The 15,056-nt window shown below is 62.2% G+C and carries 11 protein-coding genes and 1 tRNA gene; 6 read left to right on the forward strand and 6 right to left on the reverse strand.

All coding sequences use genetic code 11. The features are described from left to right. Positions 1–95 precede the first annotated feature (95 nt). The 6 genes from DWX63_RS06945 (at position 96) to pknB (ending at position 10,159) form a co-directional block, all read left to right on the forward strand. Complete coding sequence (locus DWX63_RS06945; RefSeq protein WP_117584196.1) at positions 96–1,949, forward strand: serine/threonine-protein kinase; 1,854 nt, start codon at positions 96–98, stop codon at positions 1,947–1,949. After that, positions 1,946–2,959 (forward strand): FhaA domain-containing protein, encoded by a 1,014-nt coding sequence (locus tag DWX63_RS06950; RefSeq protein WP_035136732.1) that lies wholly within the window; start codon positions 1,946–1,948, stop codon positions 2,957–2,959. The genes DWX63_RS06945 and DWX63_RS06950 overlap by 4 nt, the downstream gene beginning before the upstream one ends. Positions 2,960–2,965: 6 nt before the next feature. Further along, complete coding sequence (locus DWX63_RS06955) at positions 2,966–3,382, forward strand: FHA domain-containing protein (RefSeq protein ID WP_006235180.1); 417 nt, start codon at positions 2,966–2,968, stop codon at positions 3,380–3,382. After that, a complete protein-coding gene (locus DWX63_RS06960; protein ID WP_117843220.1) occupies positions 3,379–5,178 on the forward strand; it encodes a Stp1/IreP family PP2C-type Ser/Thr phosphatase in 1,800 nt (599 codons plus the stop codon). Before DWX63_RS06955 ends, DWX63_RS06960 begins: the two co-directional genes overlap by 4 nt. A 16-nt stretch (positions 5,179–5,194) precedes the next feature. Next, complete coding sequence (locus DWX63_RS06965) at positions 5,195–8,065, forward strand: FtsW/RodA/SpoVE family cell cycle protein (protein ID WP_117843221.1); 2,871 nt, start codon at positions 5,195–5,197, stop codon at positions 8,063–8,065. A gap of 132 nt (positions 8,066–8,197) precedes the next feature. Then, the gene (pknB, locus tag DWX63_RS06970; RefSeq protein ID WP_117843222.1) at positions 8,198–10,159 is read left to right on the forward strand and encodes a Stk1 family PASTA domain-containing Ser/Thr kinase; all 1,962 of its coding nucleotides are present in this window, start codon (positions 8,198–8,200) and stop codon (positions 10,157–10,159) included. 408 nt (positions 10,160–10,567) lie between these two features. Here pknB and DWX63_RS06975 read toward each other — a convergent pair. The 6 genes from DWX63_RS06975 to DWX63_RS07000 form a co-directional block, all read right to left on the reverse strand. Beyond that, positions 10,568–10,643 (reverse strand) — tRNA-Arg (locus tag DWX63_RS06975). A gap of 305 nt (positions 10,644–10,948) precedes the next feature. Beyond that, complete coding sequence (locus DWX63_RS06980) at positions 10,949–11,347, reverse strand: DUF956 family protein (RefSeq protein WP_117564941.1); 399 nt, start codon at positions 11,345–11,347, stop codon at positions 10,949–10,951. A 120-nt stretch (positions 11,348–11,467) separates the two neighbouring features. Then, entirely contained in the window at positions 11,468–12,388 is a 921-nt protein-coding gene (locus tag DWX63_RS06985; protein WP_117564942.1) for a PTS system mannose/fructose/sorbose family transporter subunit IID, read from the reverse strand. A gap of 16 nt (positions 12,389–12,404) precedes the next feature. Further along, the gene (locus DWX63_RS06990) at positions 12,405–13,223 is read right to left on the reverse strand and encodes a PTS mannose/fructose/sorbose transporter subunit IIC (RefSeq protein ID WP_089573274.1); all 819 of its coding nucleotides are present in this window, start codon (positions 13,221–13,223) and stop codon (positions 12,405–12,407) included. A gap of 18 nt (positions 13,224–13,241) precedes the next feature. Beyond that, on the reverse strand, positions 13,242–14,231 hold the full coding sequence (locus tag DWX63_RS06995; protein WP_117637934.1) for a PTS sugar transporter subunit IIB: 990 nt from the start codon (positions 14,229–14,231) through the stop codon (positions 13,242–13,244). Between the two features lie 374 nt (positions 14,232–14,605). Next, positions 14,606–15,031 carry a hydrogenase maturation nickel metallochaperone HypA gene (locus DWX63_RS07000; protein ID WP_117843223.1) on the reverse strand — a complete coding sequence of 142 codons (426 nt, stop codon included), beginning with the start codon at positions 15,029–15,031 and terminating at the stop codon, positions 14,606–14,608. Positions 15,032–15,056: the final 25 nt, after the last annotated feature.

A 15,056-nucleotide genomic window follows, 5' to 3' on the forward strand; every position in this document is an offset into this window, starting at 1 on the left:
CGAGCGTGCTACACTAGCAGCATCTATGCCACCGCGAACGGCTCGGCCCCGCGCCCGCCGCTCGCAAACGAACTTTAAACGCACGAGGGTTGGCCATGCCGCTTTTCTCGCAACATACCGCCCGGTTCTCGCCGGACGTTCCTTTGGAGGGCACCAGCTCTCGCGAGCTGCTCAAGCGGTACCAGCCGCTCGAGACACTTGCGACCGGCGGTTTTGGCTCCATCGAGATCTGCCGCGACACGCACCTGCGCCGCCGCGTCGCCATTAAACGCATCCCCCTTATCAACGGTGCCGGCATGCCCGCTAGCGACATCATGGATGTCCTGCGCGAGGCGCACACTGCCGCCATGCTTCAACATCCCAACATCGTGCAGGTCATCGACTTTACGCACGACACCGCCTATGCCTACCTGGTTATGGAATATGTCGATGGCATGTCGCTGGCCGAGTTTTTGCACCGCGCGGACGGCCACTCACTTACCTTTGACGAGGCCGCGGCCATTGCCGATGCCCTGGGCCAGGCGCTCACCTTCGCCCACAGTAATGGCGTACTCCACCTGGACATTAAGCCCGCCAACGTGCTCATCGACCACTCGGGCAATGTAAAGCTCACCGACTTTGGCATGGCGCGGCTGTCGTCCGCCGGTGGCTTTGGCGGCTCACGCGGCGGCACCATCGGCTACATGCCGCCCGAGCAGCTCGATATCGAGACCGGCACGGTCGACGAGCGCGCCGATGTCTTTGCCCTCGCCTGTGTGATCTACGAGGGCCTGTGCGGCAGCGCTCCTTTTATGGCGGCCACGCCCGCCGACTCGCTCGGCCGCATCATCGGCGGCGCCACCTATCCCAGCGAGCTGATACCACACTTTCCCCCGGGAGCCGAGGCCGCGCTCATGAGCGCGCTCTCCCCCATGCCGCAGGACCGCCCCAACAGCATCGAGGCATTTTGCGACCAGCTCCTTGCCGGTCTGGGCAGCGTGCGCGAAGGCCGTCGCAGCCTGGAGCAAATGGTTGGCGAACTTTCGGATGACGAGCAGGAGCTCGACGATATCGAGCCGTCGCACTACGAGGACGACACCATCGAAGTCGACCCCGCACTCGGCTGGGCAGGCACGCGCTGGAGCCATGCGCGCGACTACGCCATGCACGCTATCTCGGCGCTAACGTGCGGCGCCTTTAGCTTTTTGCTGATGCAGACGGCCGGCGTCGCGGCGCTTCCCGGCCTGGTCATTGCGGCTATCGCGATCGGAGCGGCGGCCGGCCTGGCCCCCCAGATTGGCTCGGCCATCTCGGCTGTGGGCTTTTTGGTGCTCATGGCAAACGCCACCATGCAGGCACAGGGCGTCCTGTCGATGTTGCCCGTCGCGGTGATCTTTGCCGCCGCCATGTCCGGTTGGTGGATCGCCTGGGGTCGCACCGAGGCTGCCGCGAGCGCCGCACTCACCTGTGCACTCGCGCTTGGCTGTCTGACCGGCAATACCTTCCTGGCAGCTGGGGTCACCGCCGGCGTCGCGTCATTTTGGCTCGGCCCGGCAAGCGCCGCCGCGGCAACGGGCATGGGCGCACTTTTTGCCCGTCTGGCCACGGTCGCGCTTTCAGCCGGAGGCGTGCTGGGGCTCGGTAACGTTGCCGCAGCGCTGGGAGACCCACTCCTTTGGGCTGCCTTTGTGCTGGTAGCGGCAACTGCCGCGGCGTCATCTGCGCTGCTCAACGCCCATGCCAAGCGTGCCGATCAGGGCTCAAACCTTGCCGTAATCGCCGCCATCGCTGTCGCCGGCATCGGCTGCGCAGCGGCGTCCTGTCTTGCACACCATATGGAAATTGCCAGCCTTGCAGCCGCGGTCGTCGCCAAGGCGGCGGTTGCGGGAACCCTATCCTCTATAATCGTTGGGATATGCCTATATTTGCTCGGATACCAAAGAACCTATACGGAGAGTGATCTTTCGTGAACTTCCTGAACATCTTCGAGGACCACGTGGCCGGCATCTTCGGTGCCACCCGTGCCCCGTTCTCCTTTAAGAAGCTTGCCAAGCAGGCCGCTCGCGACATGGAGGATCAGACTCTGGTGATCAACGGCGTCAACACGGCGCCGGCACTCTATACCATCCTGATCGCCGCCGACGACGATCCCATGCTCGCCCCGTTCTACCCCGAGCTTTCGCGCGAGGTCCGCGAGTTTGTGAAGGCGCAGGCCGAAAAGCGCCGCTATGTCTTTGTCGGCGAGCCCCTCGTGCGCTTTATGATCGATCCGCAGCTGCGCGCCGGCAAGTTCTCGGTCTTTGCCGAGAACGTCGATGCCCCCACGCTCGGCCGCCTGTACGAAGAAGAGCGCGCCTATCAAAACGGTCTGGGCCAAAACAACTCCGCGGCAAGCCGTGCCGCCAGCGCCCCGCGCGCCGGCCAGCAGCAGTTTGCTGCCCCGCAGCAGCAGCGCCCCGCCGCCATGCCCCAGCAGCAGCCGACGCCTCGCGCCGCCGCTCCCGACCCGCTTGCCGTGGCAGACCCCTTCGCGCCTAGCGTCCCCGACCCCGCCGCAGCACCCATCCCGGTGCCGCAGACCGTCTCGCGCGACGCGCTTGCCGGCATGGGCGGAGCCGCCGCGACCGGTGCCGCCGTGGGCCTAGGCGCCGCAGCCGGCATCGCCTCCAACATGGCGAGCACTCGCGCCCCGCAGCGCCCGCTCGCCCAGCTCGTCGACGTCGTGAGCGGCGAGAGCCATAGCATCACCTCCGCACAGGTGACTATCGGTCGCGAGCGCTCGGTTTCCGATATTGCCCTGCGCGACCCCAACGTGTCGCGCCGCCACGCCCAGCTCACCTTTACGGGCTCGGATTGGTCGATCGAGGACCTCAATTCCACCAACGGCACGCTCGTCAACAACCGCCGCATTACGCGCTGCCCGCTGCGCAACGGCGATCTGCTGACGTTTGGCCTGAGCACCTTTGAATTTAGGGGATAGTCGCTTATGAACATCGATATCGTCCTTTTTGCAGGCCGCATCGTCCTGGTCGCCCTGCTCTATATCTTCCTGTTCGCCGTCATGAAGACCGGCGTGGGACTTGTGCGCGGACAGCGCCGCGACTCGGCTATCTGGACGATCGATGTGGACAAGGGCCCGCGCGGCATCCGTGGCATCCACGTAGACATGCTCGGCCCCGTCATCGTCGGTCGCTCGCCATCTTCGGACATCTGCATCAACGAACCGTTCGTCTCGGCCTCGCATGCGCGCTTTTCGCTGCAGGGCCCGGCGCTCATCATCGAGGACCTCAACTCGCTTAACGGCACGCTCGTCAACGGCCGCCAGCTCGTGGAGCCCGCGACGCTGCGCGAGGGCGACGAAGTCCAGATTGGCGATGTGGTCATGAAGGTGAACCGTCGATGATCGACGAGGAGAACAAGTCCGCAACTATGACCGAGGCACCGGCCGCCGCCACAGCTGCGCCGGCCCACGCCGCTCCGGCGGGCTCCGCACCCGTGGAGCCCGAGGACACCGTGTTCTCCCTGCCTCTTTCGCATGTAACGCATGATATTTCGGATCTCGCCGATAACGAGGACGAAGAGGATGCCGTAGCGGCGCCCATCGGCGCACATGCTGCGGAACAGCCCACAGCGCCCGAAGCAACCCCGGCGCCGGCTCACTTTGCAGAGCCCGTCGCCGCGGCAATTAACGAGAGCGCTGCGGTGTTTGCGGCACCCGAGCCCGCCGCGCCGGCGTTTCCCATAGCCCCGGCATCCGAGGTTGCGCCCGCGTCTACGCCGGCGCCCGAGCCTATAGACGTCAGCCCGCAAGACGACGAGTCGACCGCCCGCGTGTCCGAGGAGCCCGACTCCCCGGACACCGGCGATTCCGAATCAAACGCCGAGACCGACACCGTCTCTCCCGGTGACACAGCCGAGATCGACGTTGCCGCCGTTGAGGCCAAGCTCAAAGACCCCGGCTCGACCATGAGCTTTGAGCCCCTGACCGAGGAGCGCATCGAGACCGACTCGACCTATGATGCCGGCACCACCACGCAACTCATGTGGGGCGCCCGCTCTGACGTTGGCTGCGTACGCCCGCACAATGAGGATTCCTACCTGGTGCAGTCGCCGCTCTTTTGCGTATGCGACGGCATGGGCGGTCACGCCGCCGGCGAGGTAGCCTCTTCCATCGCCGTCGAGACTATTGCCAAGACGGCCCCGCAGTCCGCCGACGCAGCACGCCTGGCCGCAGCCGTCGAGGCAGCCAACGCCGCCGTAATCGAGGCCGCCTTGAATGGCCTAGGCAAGCCCGGCATGGGCTGCACAGCCACTTGCGCCTATATCGAAAACGACACGCTCGCCATCGCCCACGTGGGTGACTCTCGCGCCTACCTGCTCCACGAGGGCACGCTCATCCGCGTGACCCGCGACCATTCCTACGTGGAGGAGCTCGTGGACGCCGGCGAGATTACGGCAGACGAGGCTCGCGTCCACCCCAACCGCTCGGTCATCACCCGTGCGCTGGGATCGGACCCCGCCATGTATGCCGACCACTTCACTCTGCATATCGAGGAAGGCGACCGCCTGATCCTTTGCTCTGACGGCCTTTCGAGCATGATTCCTGATAGCGATATCGAGAACATCGCCACGCAGTCCTCAACCGCGCAAATCTGCGTCGACAACCTAGTGGACGCGGCGCTTGCCGCCGGCGGCCACGACAACGTGACCGTAGTAGTCGTTGACCTGGTTGACGATGGCGTTATGCGCGAGGCGCAACGCGTGCGTCGCCGCAACATTACTATCGCCGCCATCCTGGCCCTCGTCTTTGTGCTGGCAGCTGGCATCTGGGCCTACACGGGTGTCACCGGCTCGTACTACCTGGGTACCCACCAGGGCAATGTCGCCGTCTGGCGCGGCCTGCCCGGCAAGCCGCTCGGACTCAAGCTTCACTGGCTCGAAAGCGAAACCAGTATTAAGCTGTCCGACCTGCCCGAAGACACGCAAAACCGCCTCAAGGCGGGCATTCCGCAAACAAGTGTCGACGATGCGCAGGACACGATATCCAAGTACCGCCACCAGATCGACGAGGAGCAGACCCGCCAGGTGATCGACGCGCAAACGATTCGCGACAACACCAATCAGGGATCGACCTCCGAATCAGATTCCGAGAAAACCGCCGAACAGTCCGCCGAGGCCGAAGCCTCCGAAAAGAACTAGAAAGGGAGTGCCGCTTATGAGTCGCCGCAACACCGAGCTGCTCTTGCTCATCGCCTCGGCGTTCCCCGTCATCCTACTGTATGCGATGTACGTCCTCACCGCGGGCGCTGCCATCTCCTTTGAGACGCTCGCCGTACCGATCGGCCTCTTTGCCGCCTTTGCCGCGGCCCACATTGCCGTGCGCATCTTGGCGCCCGGTGCCGACCCCGCCATCCTGCCCATTGTCTTTGTGCTTTCGGGCATCGGTATCACGTTCGTGACGCGTCTCGCACCCGCTCTCGCGATCTCACAGCTCATCATCCTGTTTGTCTCGGTGGCCCTGATGGTGGGAACGCTCGCACTGGTCAAAAACCTCGACGTGGTCATGCGCTACAAGTACACCTTTGGCATTATCGGCATCATCCTGCTGATGCTGCCCATCTTTATCGGCACCACGATCTCGGGCTCCAAGCTGTGGATTCGCATCGCGGGCTTTACCATCCAGCCCGGCGAGTTCGCCAAGGTCTTTATCGTGCTGTTCCTGGCCGGGTACCTGGCCGAGAACCGCGAGCTGCTCTCCATCTCCAACCGCAAGATCCTGGGCTTTAAGATCCCTCGCCTGCGACTGCTGCTGCCGCTGTTTGCCGTGTGGGGTGTGTGCTTGCTCGTCGTCGTCTTCGAACGCGATCTGGGTTCGGCCGTGCTGTTCTACACTATCTTCTTGCTGATGCTCTACGTTGCCACGGGGCGCTTTTCGTATGTCGTTATCGGCCTTGCGCTCTTAGCCGTTGGAGCCGTGGGCGCCTACAAGTTCCTATCGCACGTTCAGGTGCGTTTCCAGGTTTGGGTCGATCCGTTTAAGGACGCCCAGGGCCAGGGCTACCAGATCGTCCAGTCGCTCTTCTCGCTTGCCGATGGCGGTCTGGTCGGTGTTGGCATCGGCAACGGCATGGCCAACAACATCCCTGTCGTCGAGTCCGACTTTATCTTCTCGGCCATCGGCGAGGAAATGGGCCTTTTGGGCGGCGGCGCCGTGCTCATCCTGTTTATGCTTTTTGCCGTGCGTGGCCTCACCACGGCAGCCCGCGCCAAGTCCGACCTTGCCGCCTTTAGCGCGACCGGCCTTACGGCGGCCATCAGCTTCCAGGCATTCTTGATCGTCGGCGGCGTAACCCGCCTGATCCCGCTGACCGGCGTCACCCTACCCTTTATGAGCCAGGGCGGCTCCTCGCTGCTGGCAAGCTTTATCATCGTCGCGCTGCTGCTGCGCGCCGGCGACGAGGCAACCGGACGCGAAGCCGAACTCACCGGCACCGGCACCATGGCCGCCATCACCGATGACCAGGTCGCATCCGCCGCCGCCCCGACCGGCACACGTTTTGCCAGCGCATCTTCCTACGGCCACGGCAACCACTCCGCGGGTTCTCGCATGCGTCGTCGCCTGCTCGACACGCCTGAGTCCGGCGTGCTCGGCCGCGTGGCACTTGCCAACCGGCTGACTCGTGCCGTGTTTGCCTTTACGGCGCTGTTCGCCATCCTTATCGGCAACCTCACCTATGTCCAGGTCATCAAGGCGAAGGACTACCAGGACATGCCGACCAACAACCACACCATCGCCCGCTCCAAGTACATCCAGCGTGGCTCCATCATCACGTCCGACGGCGTGACACTAGCCGAGTCGCTGCAGCAGGAGGACGGCACCTACGCCCGTTCCTACCCCAACGGCAACATGGCCGCGCACGTGGTGGGCTACGTGAGCCAGCAATACGGCACCGCCGGCATCGAGAGCGTCATGAACGATACGCTCACCGGCTCCAAGGATTACTCCAGCTGGAACAACGCCATCGCGTCGCTCGCGGGGCAGACCCAGCCGGGCAATACCGCCAAGCTCACCATCGACTCGCGCATCCAGACGGCTGCCGAGCAGGCGCTCAAGGGCTTTAAGGGCGCCGTGGTGGTCATGGATCCGCGCACCGGTGCGGTCCTTGCGTGCGCGAGCTCGCCCACCTACGACAACACCAACATCGATGCGCTGCTCCAGTCGGGCGGCGGCGAGGACGGCTCCATGTACGACCGCGCCATGGACGCGCTGTACACCCCGGGCTCGACCTTTAAGGTCGTCACGCTCTCCGCGGCACTCGAAACCGGCACCGCCAGCCTTACCAGCACGTACCAGGCGCCCGGCTCCATGGATATTGGCAACGCGCCGGTCACCAACTCTGGCAACGAGAGCTACGGCACCATCAGCCTGCAGCAGGCCTTCGCCGTGTCGTCCAACGTCGTCTTTGGCCAGGTGGCAAACGAGGTCGGCGCCAGCTCGCTCGTCCAGTTTGCCAACGCCTTTGGCTACGGTCAAAAGCTCGGTCAGGATCTGACCACCGCGGCTTCCATCATGGCCGACCCGTCGCTTATGACCGAGTGGGAGACCGCTTGGGCAGGCGCCGGCCAGCCCGTCGGCATGGACCACACGCCTGGCCCGCAGACCACCGTTATGCAGAATTGCGTGATCGCTGCAGCTATCGCCAACAGCGGCGTGGTCATGGACCCGTTCTTTGTGTCCCAGATACTCGCCCCGGACGGAACCGTTGTTAAGACCACGCAGTCCCGCTCGCTGGGCCAGGCCGTCAGCTCTGCCACGGCCGACCAGGTCAAGCAGGCCATGCTCGCCGTCGTCCAGTCCGGTACCGGCACCGATGCCCAGATTCCGGGCGTCAAGGTTGCCGGCAAGACGGGTTCGGCCGAGACCGGCGGCACCAACGTCAACTCTATGTTTGTTGGCTTTGCACCTTACGATTCACCCACGGTTGCCATCTCGGTGGCCCTGGAGGATTTCGACAAACACGACGTCGAGGCGGCCAAGATTGCCGGCATCGTCCTGACCGCGGCGCTCGCCGCACAGGGAGCGTGATGCCCGTGATCAAAGCGGATACTTGGGGCGCGCCGCGGCCGATGAGCTAGCGGCTACGCGCCACACGGCCCCAGCGGCCACACATTTGGTACTACACACATCGTTGAGCGAATAGTTATGTTAGGAGCAGGAATGGAACAGAGGGTCCTCGGGGGAAGATACCTCCTCAAGGATAAGGTGGGAACGGGCGGTATGGCGACCGTCTTCCGTGCACAGGATCAGGTCCTCGACCGCACGGTTGCCGTCAAGATCATGCTGCCGCAGTATGCCGGCGACGCCACCTTCGCCGCCCGCTTTAAGCAGGAAGCCCAGGCAGCTGCCGGCCTGTCCTCCCCCTATATCGTGGGCGTCTACGACTGGGGCAAGGACGGCGACACCTATTACATCGTCATGGAGTACCTGCGCGGTACCGACCTTAAGAGCGGCATCAAGAGCCACGGCGCCCTCGATCCCAAGAAGGTCGCGCAGATCGGCTCGCAGATCAGCTCCGCGCTTTCGGTCGCACACAAGCACGAGATCATCCACCGCGACATTAAGCCGCAAAACATCATGGTGCTGCCCGACGGCAACATCAAGGTAATGGATTTTGGCATCGCACGCGCCAAGAACAGTCATCTCACGCAGGACAACAACGTGCTGGGCACCGCCCACTATGTAAGCCCCGAGCAGACCCGCGGCCAGGACCTCGGCCCCACCTCGGATATCTACTCGCTGGGTGTCGTCATGTACGAGTGCGCCACCGGCCGCGTACCCTTTGACGGCGACGACGCCATCTCGGTCGCGCTCAAGCAGGTCAACGAACTCCCCATCCCGCCGAGCCAGATCAACTCCGGCGTCGATGCCGACCTGGAGCGCATCATCCTCAAGTGCATGGAGAAGGACCCGGCAAACCGCTTCCAGACAGCCGACGAGCTGCGTCAGGTGCTCAACAGCTACCTGTCCGGCCGTGCTGTCAACGTCTCGGAGCCCACGCGCGTCATCGGTGCCGCCGGCGACCTGGGTGCCACCAAGACCCGCGAGCTTTCCGACTCAACGCGCGCTATGGTTCGTCCCGTCTCGGGCGTGAGCGGTCAGAATACCGCCCGTAGCTCAGTTTCGGGCTCCACCGGCTCCTACGAGGTCGAAAAGCCCAAGTCCAACAAGAACAAGATTATCGCCGCTGCGGTGGCAGCCGTTGCCGTCATCGGCATCGTGGTGGCCTTTGCCACAGGACTCTTTGGCGGCGAGCAGGTCACCGTGCCCGATGTGCTGGGCAAGGACCAGCAGACTGCCGTCGAGCAGATCAAGGAAGCCGGCCTCGAGGTCGGCACCATCGACCAAAGCTACAACGACGATATCGACGAGGGCAAGGTCGCCGAGCAGACGCCCAACGGCAAAACCAAGAAGGCCAAGGGCACCAAGGTGAACCTGGTAATCTCCAAGGGCCCCAAGCCCTCCGAGAAGGTTGAGGTTCCCAAGCTTGTCGGCCTGACCAAGGACCAGGCAGAAGCCGCGCTGGCAAGCGTTGGCCTGAAGGGCAACGCCTCCGAGGAGGCCAACGAGGCCGATGAGGGCCAGGTCTTTGAGCAGGGCACCGAACCCGGTAAGGAAGTCGAGAAGGGCACGACCATCTCGTACAAGGTCTCCAGCGGTCCTGACACCACCTCCGTCCCCGATCTGACCGACATGACCGAGGCCCAGGCGCGCAACGCCCTCGATATGGCAGGCTTTGGCGTCGACGTGAGCTACCAGGAGAACGATTCGGTTACCGAGGGCACCGTGATTAGCTGGAACCCCAGCGGCAAGCAGAAGCCTGGCGCCACGATTACCGTCGTCATTGCCAAGAAGTCCGGCAAAGCCAGCGTTCCGGGCAACCTGTACGGCAAGAGCATCTCCGCCGCCGTTACCGCGCTCAACAACGCCGGGTTCTACAACATCGCATTCTGCGATCAGAACGGTAACCCCGTGAGCGGCAACGAAAACGCCACCGTTACGGGCGTCTCCCCCACCGGCAAGCAGTCTACCGACAGCACGATTACGCTGACGGTCGCACTTTCTGGCTCGGGTTCGGGTTCGGGCTCGGGCACGGGCGACGATTCCGGTACGGTCAACTAGTCGCCACCCCACCGCCCATTACGGCTCTCGCCGCAAACATATTCACTCACAGGCGCCCGCTTGCTCCCCCAGCAAGCGGGCGCTTCGTTTTTGACATGGCATGAACCAGAAGAGCCCGGCACCGTGGCGGTGTACCGGGCTCGATCAATCTCTGGTGCCCCCGGGCGAATTCAACCCCCCCCCGCAGGAAATTGGTGACGCGGGTGTCGACGGCTCGAACCCTGCCCTTAGACCAGAAGAGCCCGGCACCGTAGCGGTACCGGGCTCGGCAAATCTCTGGTGCCCCCGGGCGGATTCGAAAACTCCCCCCGCGGGGAAATTGGTGACGCGGGTGTCGACGGTCCTAATCCGTCGGCAGCTCCCACAAACCAGAAACGGCGCCGCTCTCGCGACGCCGTTATAATCTTCTGGTGCCCCCGGGCGGATTCGAACCGTCGACACCCGCTTTAGGAGAGCGGTGCTCTATCCCCTGAGCTACGGAGGCATGTTGTATTAGTGTAGCAGATTTACGCCGCTGTAATGCAGCGTATACCCACTCTTCGAAGTTGCGGTGGAACAGCCCTCCGGAAAGTGCGTCCCACTATCCAGGCAAATTCTGGGTCAGACTTTCCCCATGAGACCTCGCTGGGAAACTGTGACCCACAATTTCGACTCGAAACGGGACACGGTTTCCCAAACGACCCCGTTCCGGAAACTACATCCCGGAATCGACGCTCGAACTGGGATGCACTTTCCCGATCGAGCCACATAGGAGACTGCGCCCCACTTTGAGGGGGCGCTCTTTAATGACTAGTTGCCTTTGTGGAAAAGGTTCTTGATGACGGAGGGGATGCTCTTGGCGCCCTTGGCCGTCACATCGATAAAGTCGGGCGAACGAACGAGCTTGTCCTCGTCAATGTACTTACGCACCGCGCGAAGCGTTTCCTTGTCATTGCGCGTCGAAAACGTAAAGTGGCCATTCTCTTTGGTAAAGATGGCAAAACGCGTAATCTTCTTGGTGCCGCGCAAAACCTCGGCGGCAATATAGTCGACCTCGTCCCACGGGATTTGGATATAATCCTCGGGATTACGCTCGTTATAGTACTCAAACGCCTTATTGCCCACCATCACGTTACCGTGACTGGTAAGCCCCATCAGGCAGGTTGCCGGCGTTGCCAGATCGACCGTGCTGTTCTGAGATTGCGCCATACGCGCCTCGCCCTCCAATAAAAACAATCGGACCGCATCCAGTGTACCCACCGGGTGCGGTCCGTTTCAATGGCTCAAAAGCCCTTGCCTAGCAACTCTCGGTCTTAAGCCGAAGCGTGCTTACATGAAGCCGCAGACGCGACCGATGATGCCGACGGCGAAGAGAGCCAGGATGATGACGATCGGGCTGACCTTCTTCTTGAGGAGCTTGCAGACCAGAAGGGTCAGGCACACGGCGGCAAGGCCGGGGATGAGCTGATCGAGGTTGGCCTGAAGCGTGGTGACCTTCACCGGGTCGAGTGCGTTGGCACCGACAGAGCTGTACATCGTCAGTGCCTGCTTGATGCCCTCAGAACCGGCGGGCAGGTTGGCCCAGTCGATATAGGCGCCAGCAGACTGCGTGACCTTGGAGACGACCGGGGTGAAGGAGATGGACACCCAGCGCTCGACCAGGGCGCCGATGATGAACATACCCAGGATGGAAGCACCCTCGGTGACCTTGCCCATCAGACCGCCGGAGAGGTCCTTGGCGATGGAGGAGCCGACCTTGTAGCCAAACTCCTGCGTGTACCACAGGAAAGCGTAACGGATGATGTTCCACGCGAAGAAGAACAGCAGCGGACCGGCGATGCTGCCGGACAGGGCCAGGGAAGCGCCCAGTGCGCCCAGAATCGGGCGAAGGGTGAACCAGAAGGCGGGGTCGCCGACGCCGGCGAGCGGGCCCATCATACCGACCTTGACGCCCTGAATGGCGACATCGTCAATCGGAGCACCGTTGGCGCGCTCCTCCTCGAGGGCGAGGGTAACGCCAATGACGGGGGCGGAAACATAGGGGTGGGTGTTATAGAACTCCAGGTGGCGCTTAAGAGCGGCAATCTGGTCATCCTTGCTGGTGTAGAGCTTCTTGATCGCAGGGATCATTGCGAAGCACCAGCCGCCGTTCTGCATACGCTCGTAGTTCCACGAGCCCTGAAGGAACTGATGACGGAAGCAAACCTTCTTACGGTCAGCCTTGGTGAGCTGAATCTTGTTCTCTGCCATATGTATCACTCCCCTCCTACTCGTAATCGTTCAGAATGTCGCCGAGCGGGTCACCGGAGCCACCGCCCATGCCGCCACCCTGCTTGGCCAGATCCTTAAGGCCAAGGTAGATGAGGGCAAGGGAGATGCCGATGAGGCCAAGGGCGATCAGCGTGAGCTGAGGGATGGCAGCAAGGACAAAGCCGAGGATGAAGAACGGCCAGGTCTCCTTGGTGGCCATCATGTTGATGACCATGGCGTAACCGACGGAAGCGACCATGCCGCCGCCGACAGCCATGCCGCCGGACAGCCAATCGGGCATAGCGTTAAGCGCGTTGGTAACAGCCTCGGCCGGGATGATGCACAGAAGTACTGCCGGGATGGCGATACGAACACCCTGCATGAGGATGCCGGCGTACTGCCAACGCTCGATGCCGGCGAAGTCGCCCTTCTCGGCGCAGGCGTCCATGCCGTGAACCATAGCGGTAGCCAGGGTACGGCAGATCATGGTCAGGAACAGACCAGCGACCGACAGCGGGACGGCGACGGCGATGGCGGCGGTAACGGCCTTGGCCGAATCGGTGGCGCCACCGTTGAGGGCGAGCACCATGATGATCGAAGAAGCGACCGAGGCCAGAGCGGCGTCAGGCGCGACGGCGGCGCCGACGTTAGCCCAGCCAAGGGCCATCATCTGGAGCGAACCGCCCAGGAGGATGCCCTCCTGAAGGTGACCGGTTACGAGACCGATAAGCGTGCATGCCACGAGCGGCTGATGGAACTGGAACTCATCCAGAATGCCTTCCATACCGGCAAGCAACGCGACAATCGCAACAAGCAGAATAGTGATTGCAGACATGTATCGGACCCTCCTTTACTATGCTTGAGCGGCCAGTTCGGCCTTAGCTTTCTTCAACATGGCGTCGAGATCCTCGGAGGAATCCGAAGGAACCTTGCGGACCTCGAACTTGACGCCCTTGGCCTTGAGAGCCTCGATGGTCTTGACGTCGTCATCGCCCATAGCGACAGCGTTAGTGACGACGACCTTGCCCTTGGAGTGGGCCATGGAACCGATGTTGGCTTCCTTGATGTCGACGCCGGCCTCGATGGCCCTGAGCAGATCCTGCGGGTTCTCGAACAGCAGCATCGCCTTGGTGTCGCCAAAGCGCGTGTCCTTGACGACCTCGGCCATCTTCTTGATGGGCACGACGTTGGCGTGGACTCCCGGAGGGGCAGCCTGCTCGATCATGGTCTTGCGGAGCTCGTCGTGAGCAACGCCGTCGGAGACCACGATGATGCGGTTGGGGTTGATCTGCTTGGTCCACGTGGTGGCCACCTGACCATGCAGCAGACGCGTGTCGATACGGACGTGGGCGATCTTGATGTGCCCGTCGCCGATCACCGTTCCCGGAGGAATGGCACCCGCAGGAGCAGCGGCGGCCGCAGCCGGCTTCTTCTCCTCGGGCTCCAGAGACTCGGGCTTGACGCGCACACCGGCCTTAGCCTCAGTCACGAGATGTTTTGCGATCGCATGTGCAGTGTTCTTTGCGTCAAAGCGCTGCGAATATGCCTCGATGAGCATAGGCAGGTTGACACCGGTGACGATAGCCCAGGAATCATGGCCCTCGATGAGACCGCTAATCTGGTTGAAGGGCGTGCCGCCCCACAGATCAACGAGGAAGAGCACCTGCTCCTGGTCCTCGAAGGAAGCGACTGCTTCCTCGACCTTGGCTCGGAAGTCGTCGGGGCCCATGCTCGGCTCGAGCGAGACCACGGCTACAGACGGCTGATCGCCAAAGACCATCGAGCCCGTCTGCTTGATTCCAGCCGCCAAGTCACCATGGCTAGCAAGAACAATACTTACCATCACATAACCTCCTTTTTGTCTACGTAATTCTTACACGACAGTTATGGAGTATAGCTGCAAATACAGCAGAATTGTTTGAAAAACTGCAAAAGGTAACATTATTTGTTTAAACGTCTTGTTTTGTTACAAGCTGATTACATTCCAGTATTTTGGCTGATTTGCTGCTGAGGATTGATAGCTGATCTATGTACATGACCGAATTGAGCACGCTGTTCATTATTGCCGGTTTTAAACAGACACAAATGTGCTCGGGTTGAGGCTATTTCGTTTAAACAGATGGTGCTTGACTAATGGTAAGGAATATGCTCTAGGAAAGTAGTCGTTGGGGACGTTCTTTAATGACTAGTCGTTTAAGAACGTCCCCAACGACTAAGTTAGGCGATGTGGAGGGGGTTGGCGGCGTCGACGGCGTCAGGAGCAGCGGGACCATCAGGGGCAGCGTCTGCCGGGTCCTCGTCGGGGGTCTCGATCTGCTTGATCATGACATCCTGGCCCTGCAGCAGATAAGTCTCGCCGCTACCGCAATGGGGACAGGTCTTGCCGTGCTCGACCGTCGCGTAGTCGCGGCCGCACGCCTCGCAATGTGTCACGGCTTCAACGGGCTCCACGATAAGCTCCGAGCCCTCGGTGATAGGCTTTTTATCTGCTGCCCAGCGCCAAGCGTCGAGCAGCAAGTCGGGAACGACGCCCGAGACCTCGCCCAGCAGCAACGTCACGCTCGAAACGCGACTTACGCCGTTGGCGCGAGCCACATTCTCGACATCGCGAATGATGTGATACACGATTCCGAGCTCGTGCACTTTTAATTCCTTCCGCCGTTCCCGT

This window comes from Collinsella sp. AF20-14LB (assembly GCF_003459505.1).
In the GTDB taxonomy this organism is placed as follows: Bacteria; Actinomycetota; Coriobacteriia; order Coriobacteriales; family Coriobacteriaceae; genus Collinsella.

What these genes read in the sequence shown, in the direction of transcription:
- DWX63_RS06945 (WP_117584196.1), top strand. Translation starts at nt 96, where the DNA reads ATGCCGCTTTTCTCGCAACATACCGCCCGGTTCTCGCCGGACGTTCCT.
- DWX63_RS06995 (WP_117637934.1), bottom strand. Translation starts at nt 14,231, where the DNA reads ATGGTAAGTATTGTTCTTGCTAGCCATGGTGACTTGGCGGCTGGAATC.
- DWX63_RS06990 (WP_089573274.1), bottom strand. Translation starts at nt 13,223, where the DNA reads ATGTCTGCAATCACTATTCTGCTTGTTGCGATTGTCGCGTTGCTTGCC.
- pknB (WP_117843222.1), top strand. Translation starts at nt 8,198, where the DNA reads ATGGAACAGAGGGTCCTCGGGGGAAGATACCTCCTCAAGGATAAGGTG.
- DWX63_RS06985 (WP_117564942.1), bottom strand. Translation starts at nt 12,388, where the DNA reads ATGGCAGAGAACAAGATTCAGCTCACCAAGGCTGACCGTAAGAAGGTT.
- DWX63_RS06965 (WP_117843221.1), top strand. Translation starts at nt 5,195, where the DNA reads ATGAGTCGCCGCAACACCGAGCTGCTCTTGCTCATCGCCTCGGCGTTC.
- DWX63_RS06960 (WP_117843220.1), top strand. Translation starts at nt 3,379, where the DNA reads ATGATCGACGAGGAGAACAAGTCCGCAACTATGACCGAGGCACCGGCC.
- DWX63_RS06980 (WP_117564941.1), bottom strand. Translation starts at nt 11,347, where the DNA reads ATGGCGCAATCTCAGAACAGCACGGTCGATCTGGCAACGCCGGCAACC.
- DWX63_RS06955 (WP_006235180.1), top strand. Translation starts at nt 2,966, where the DNA reads ATGAACATCGATATCGTCCTTTTTGCAGGCCGCATCGTCCTGGTCGCC.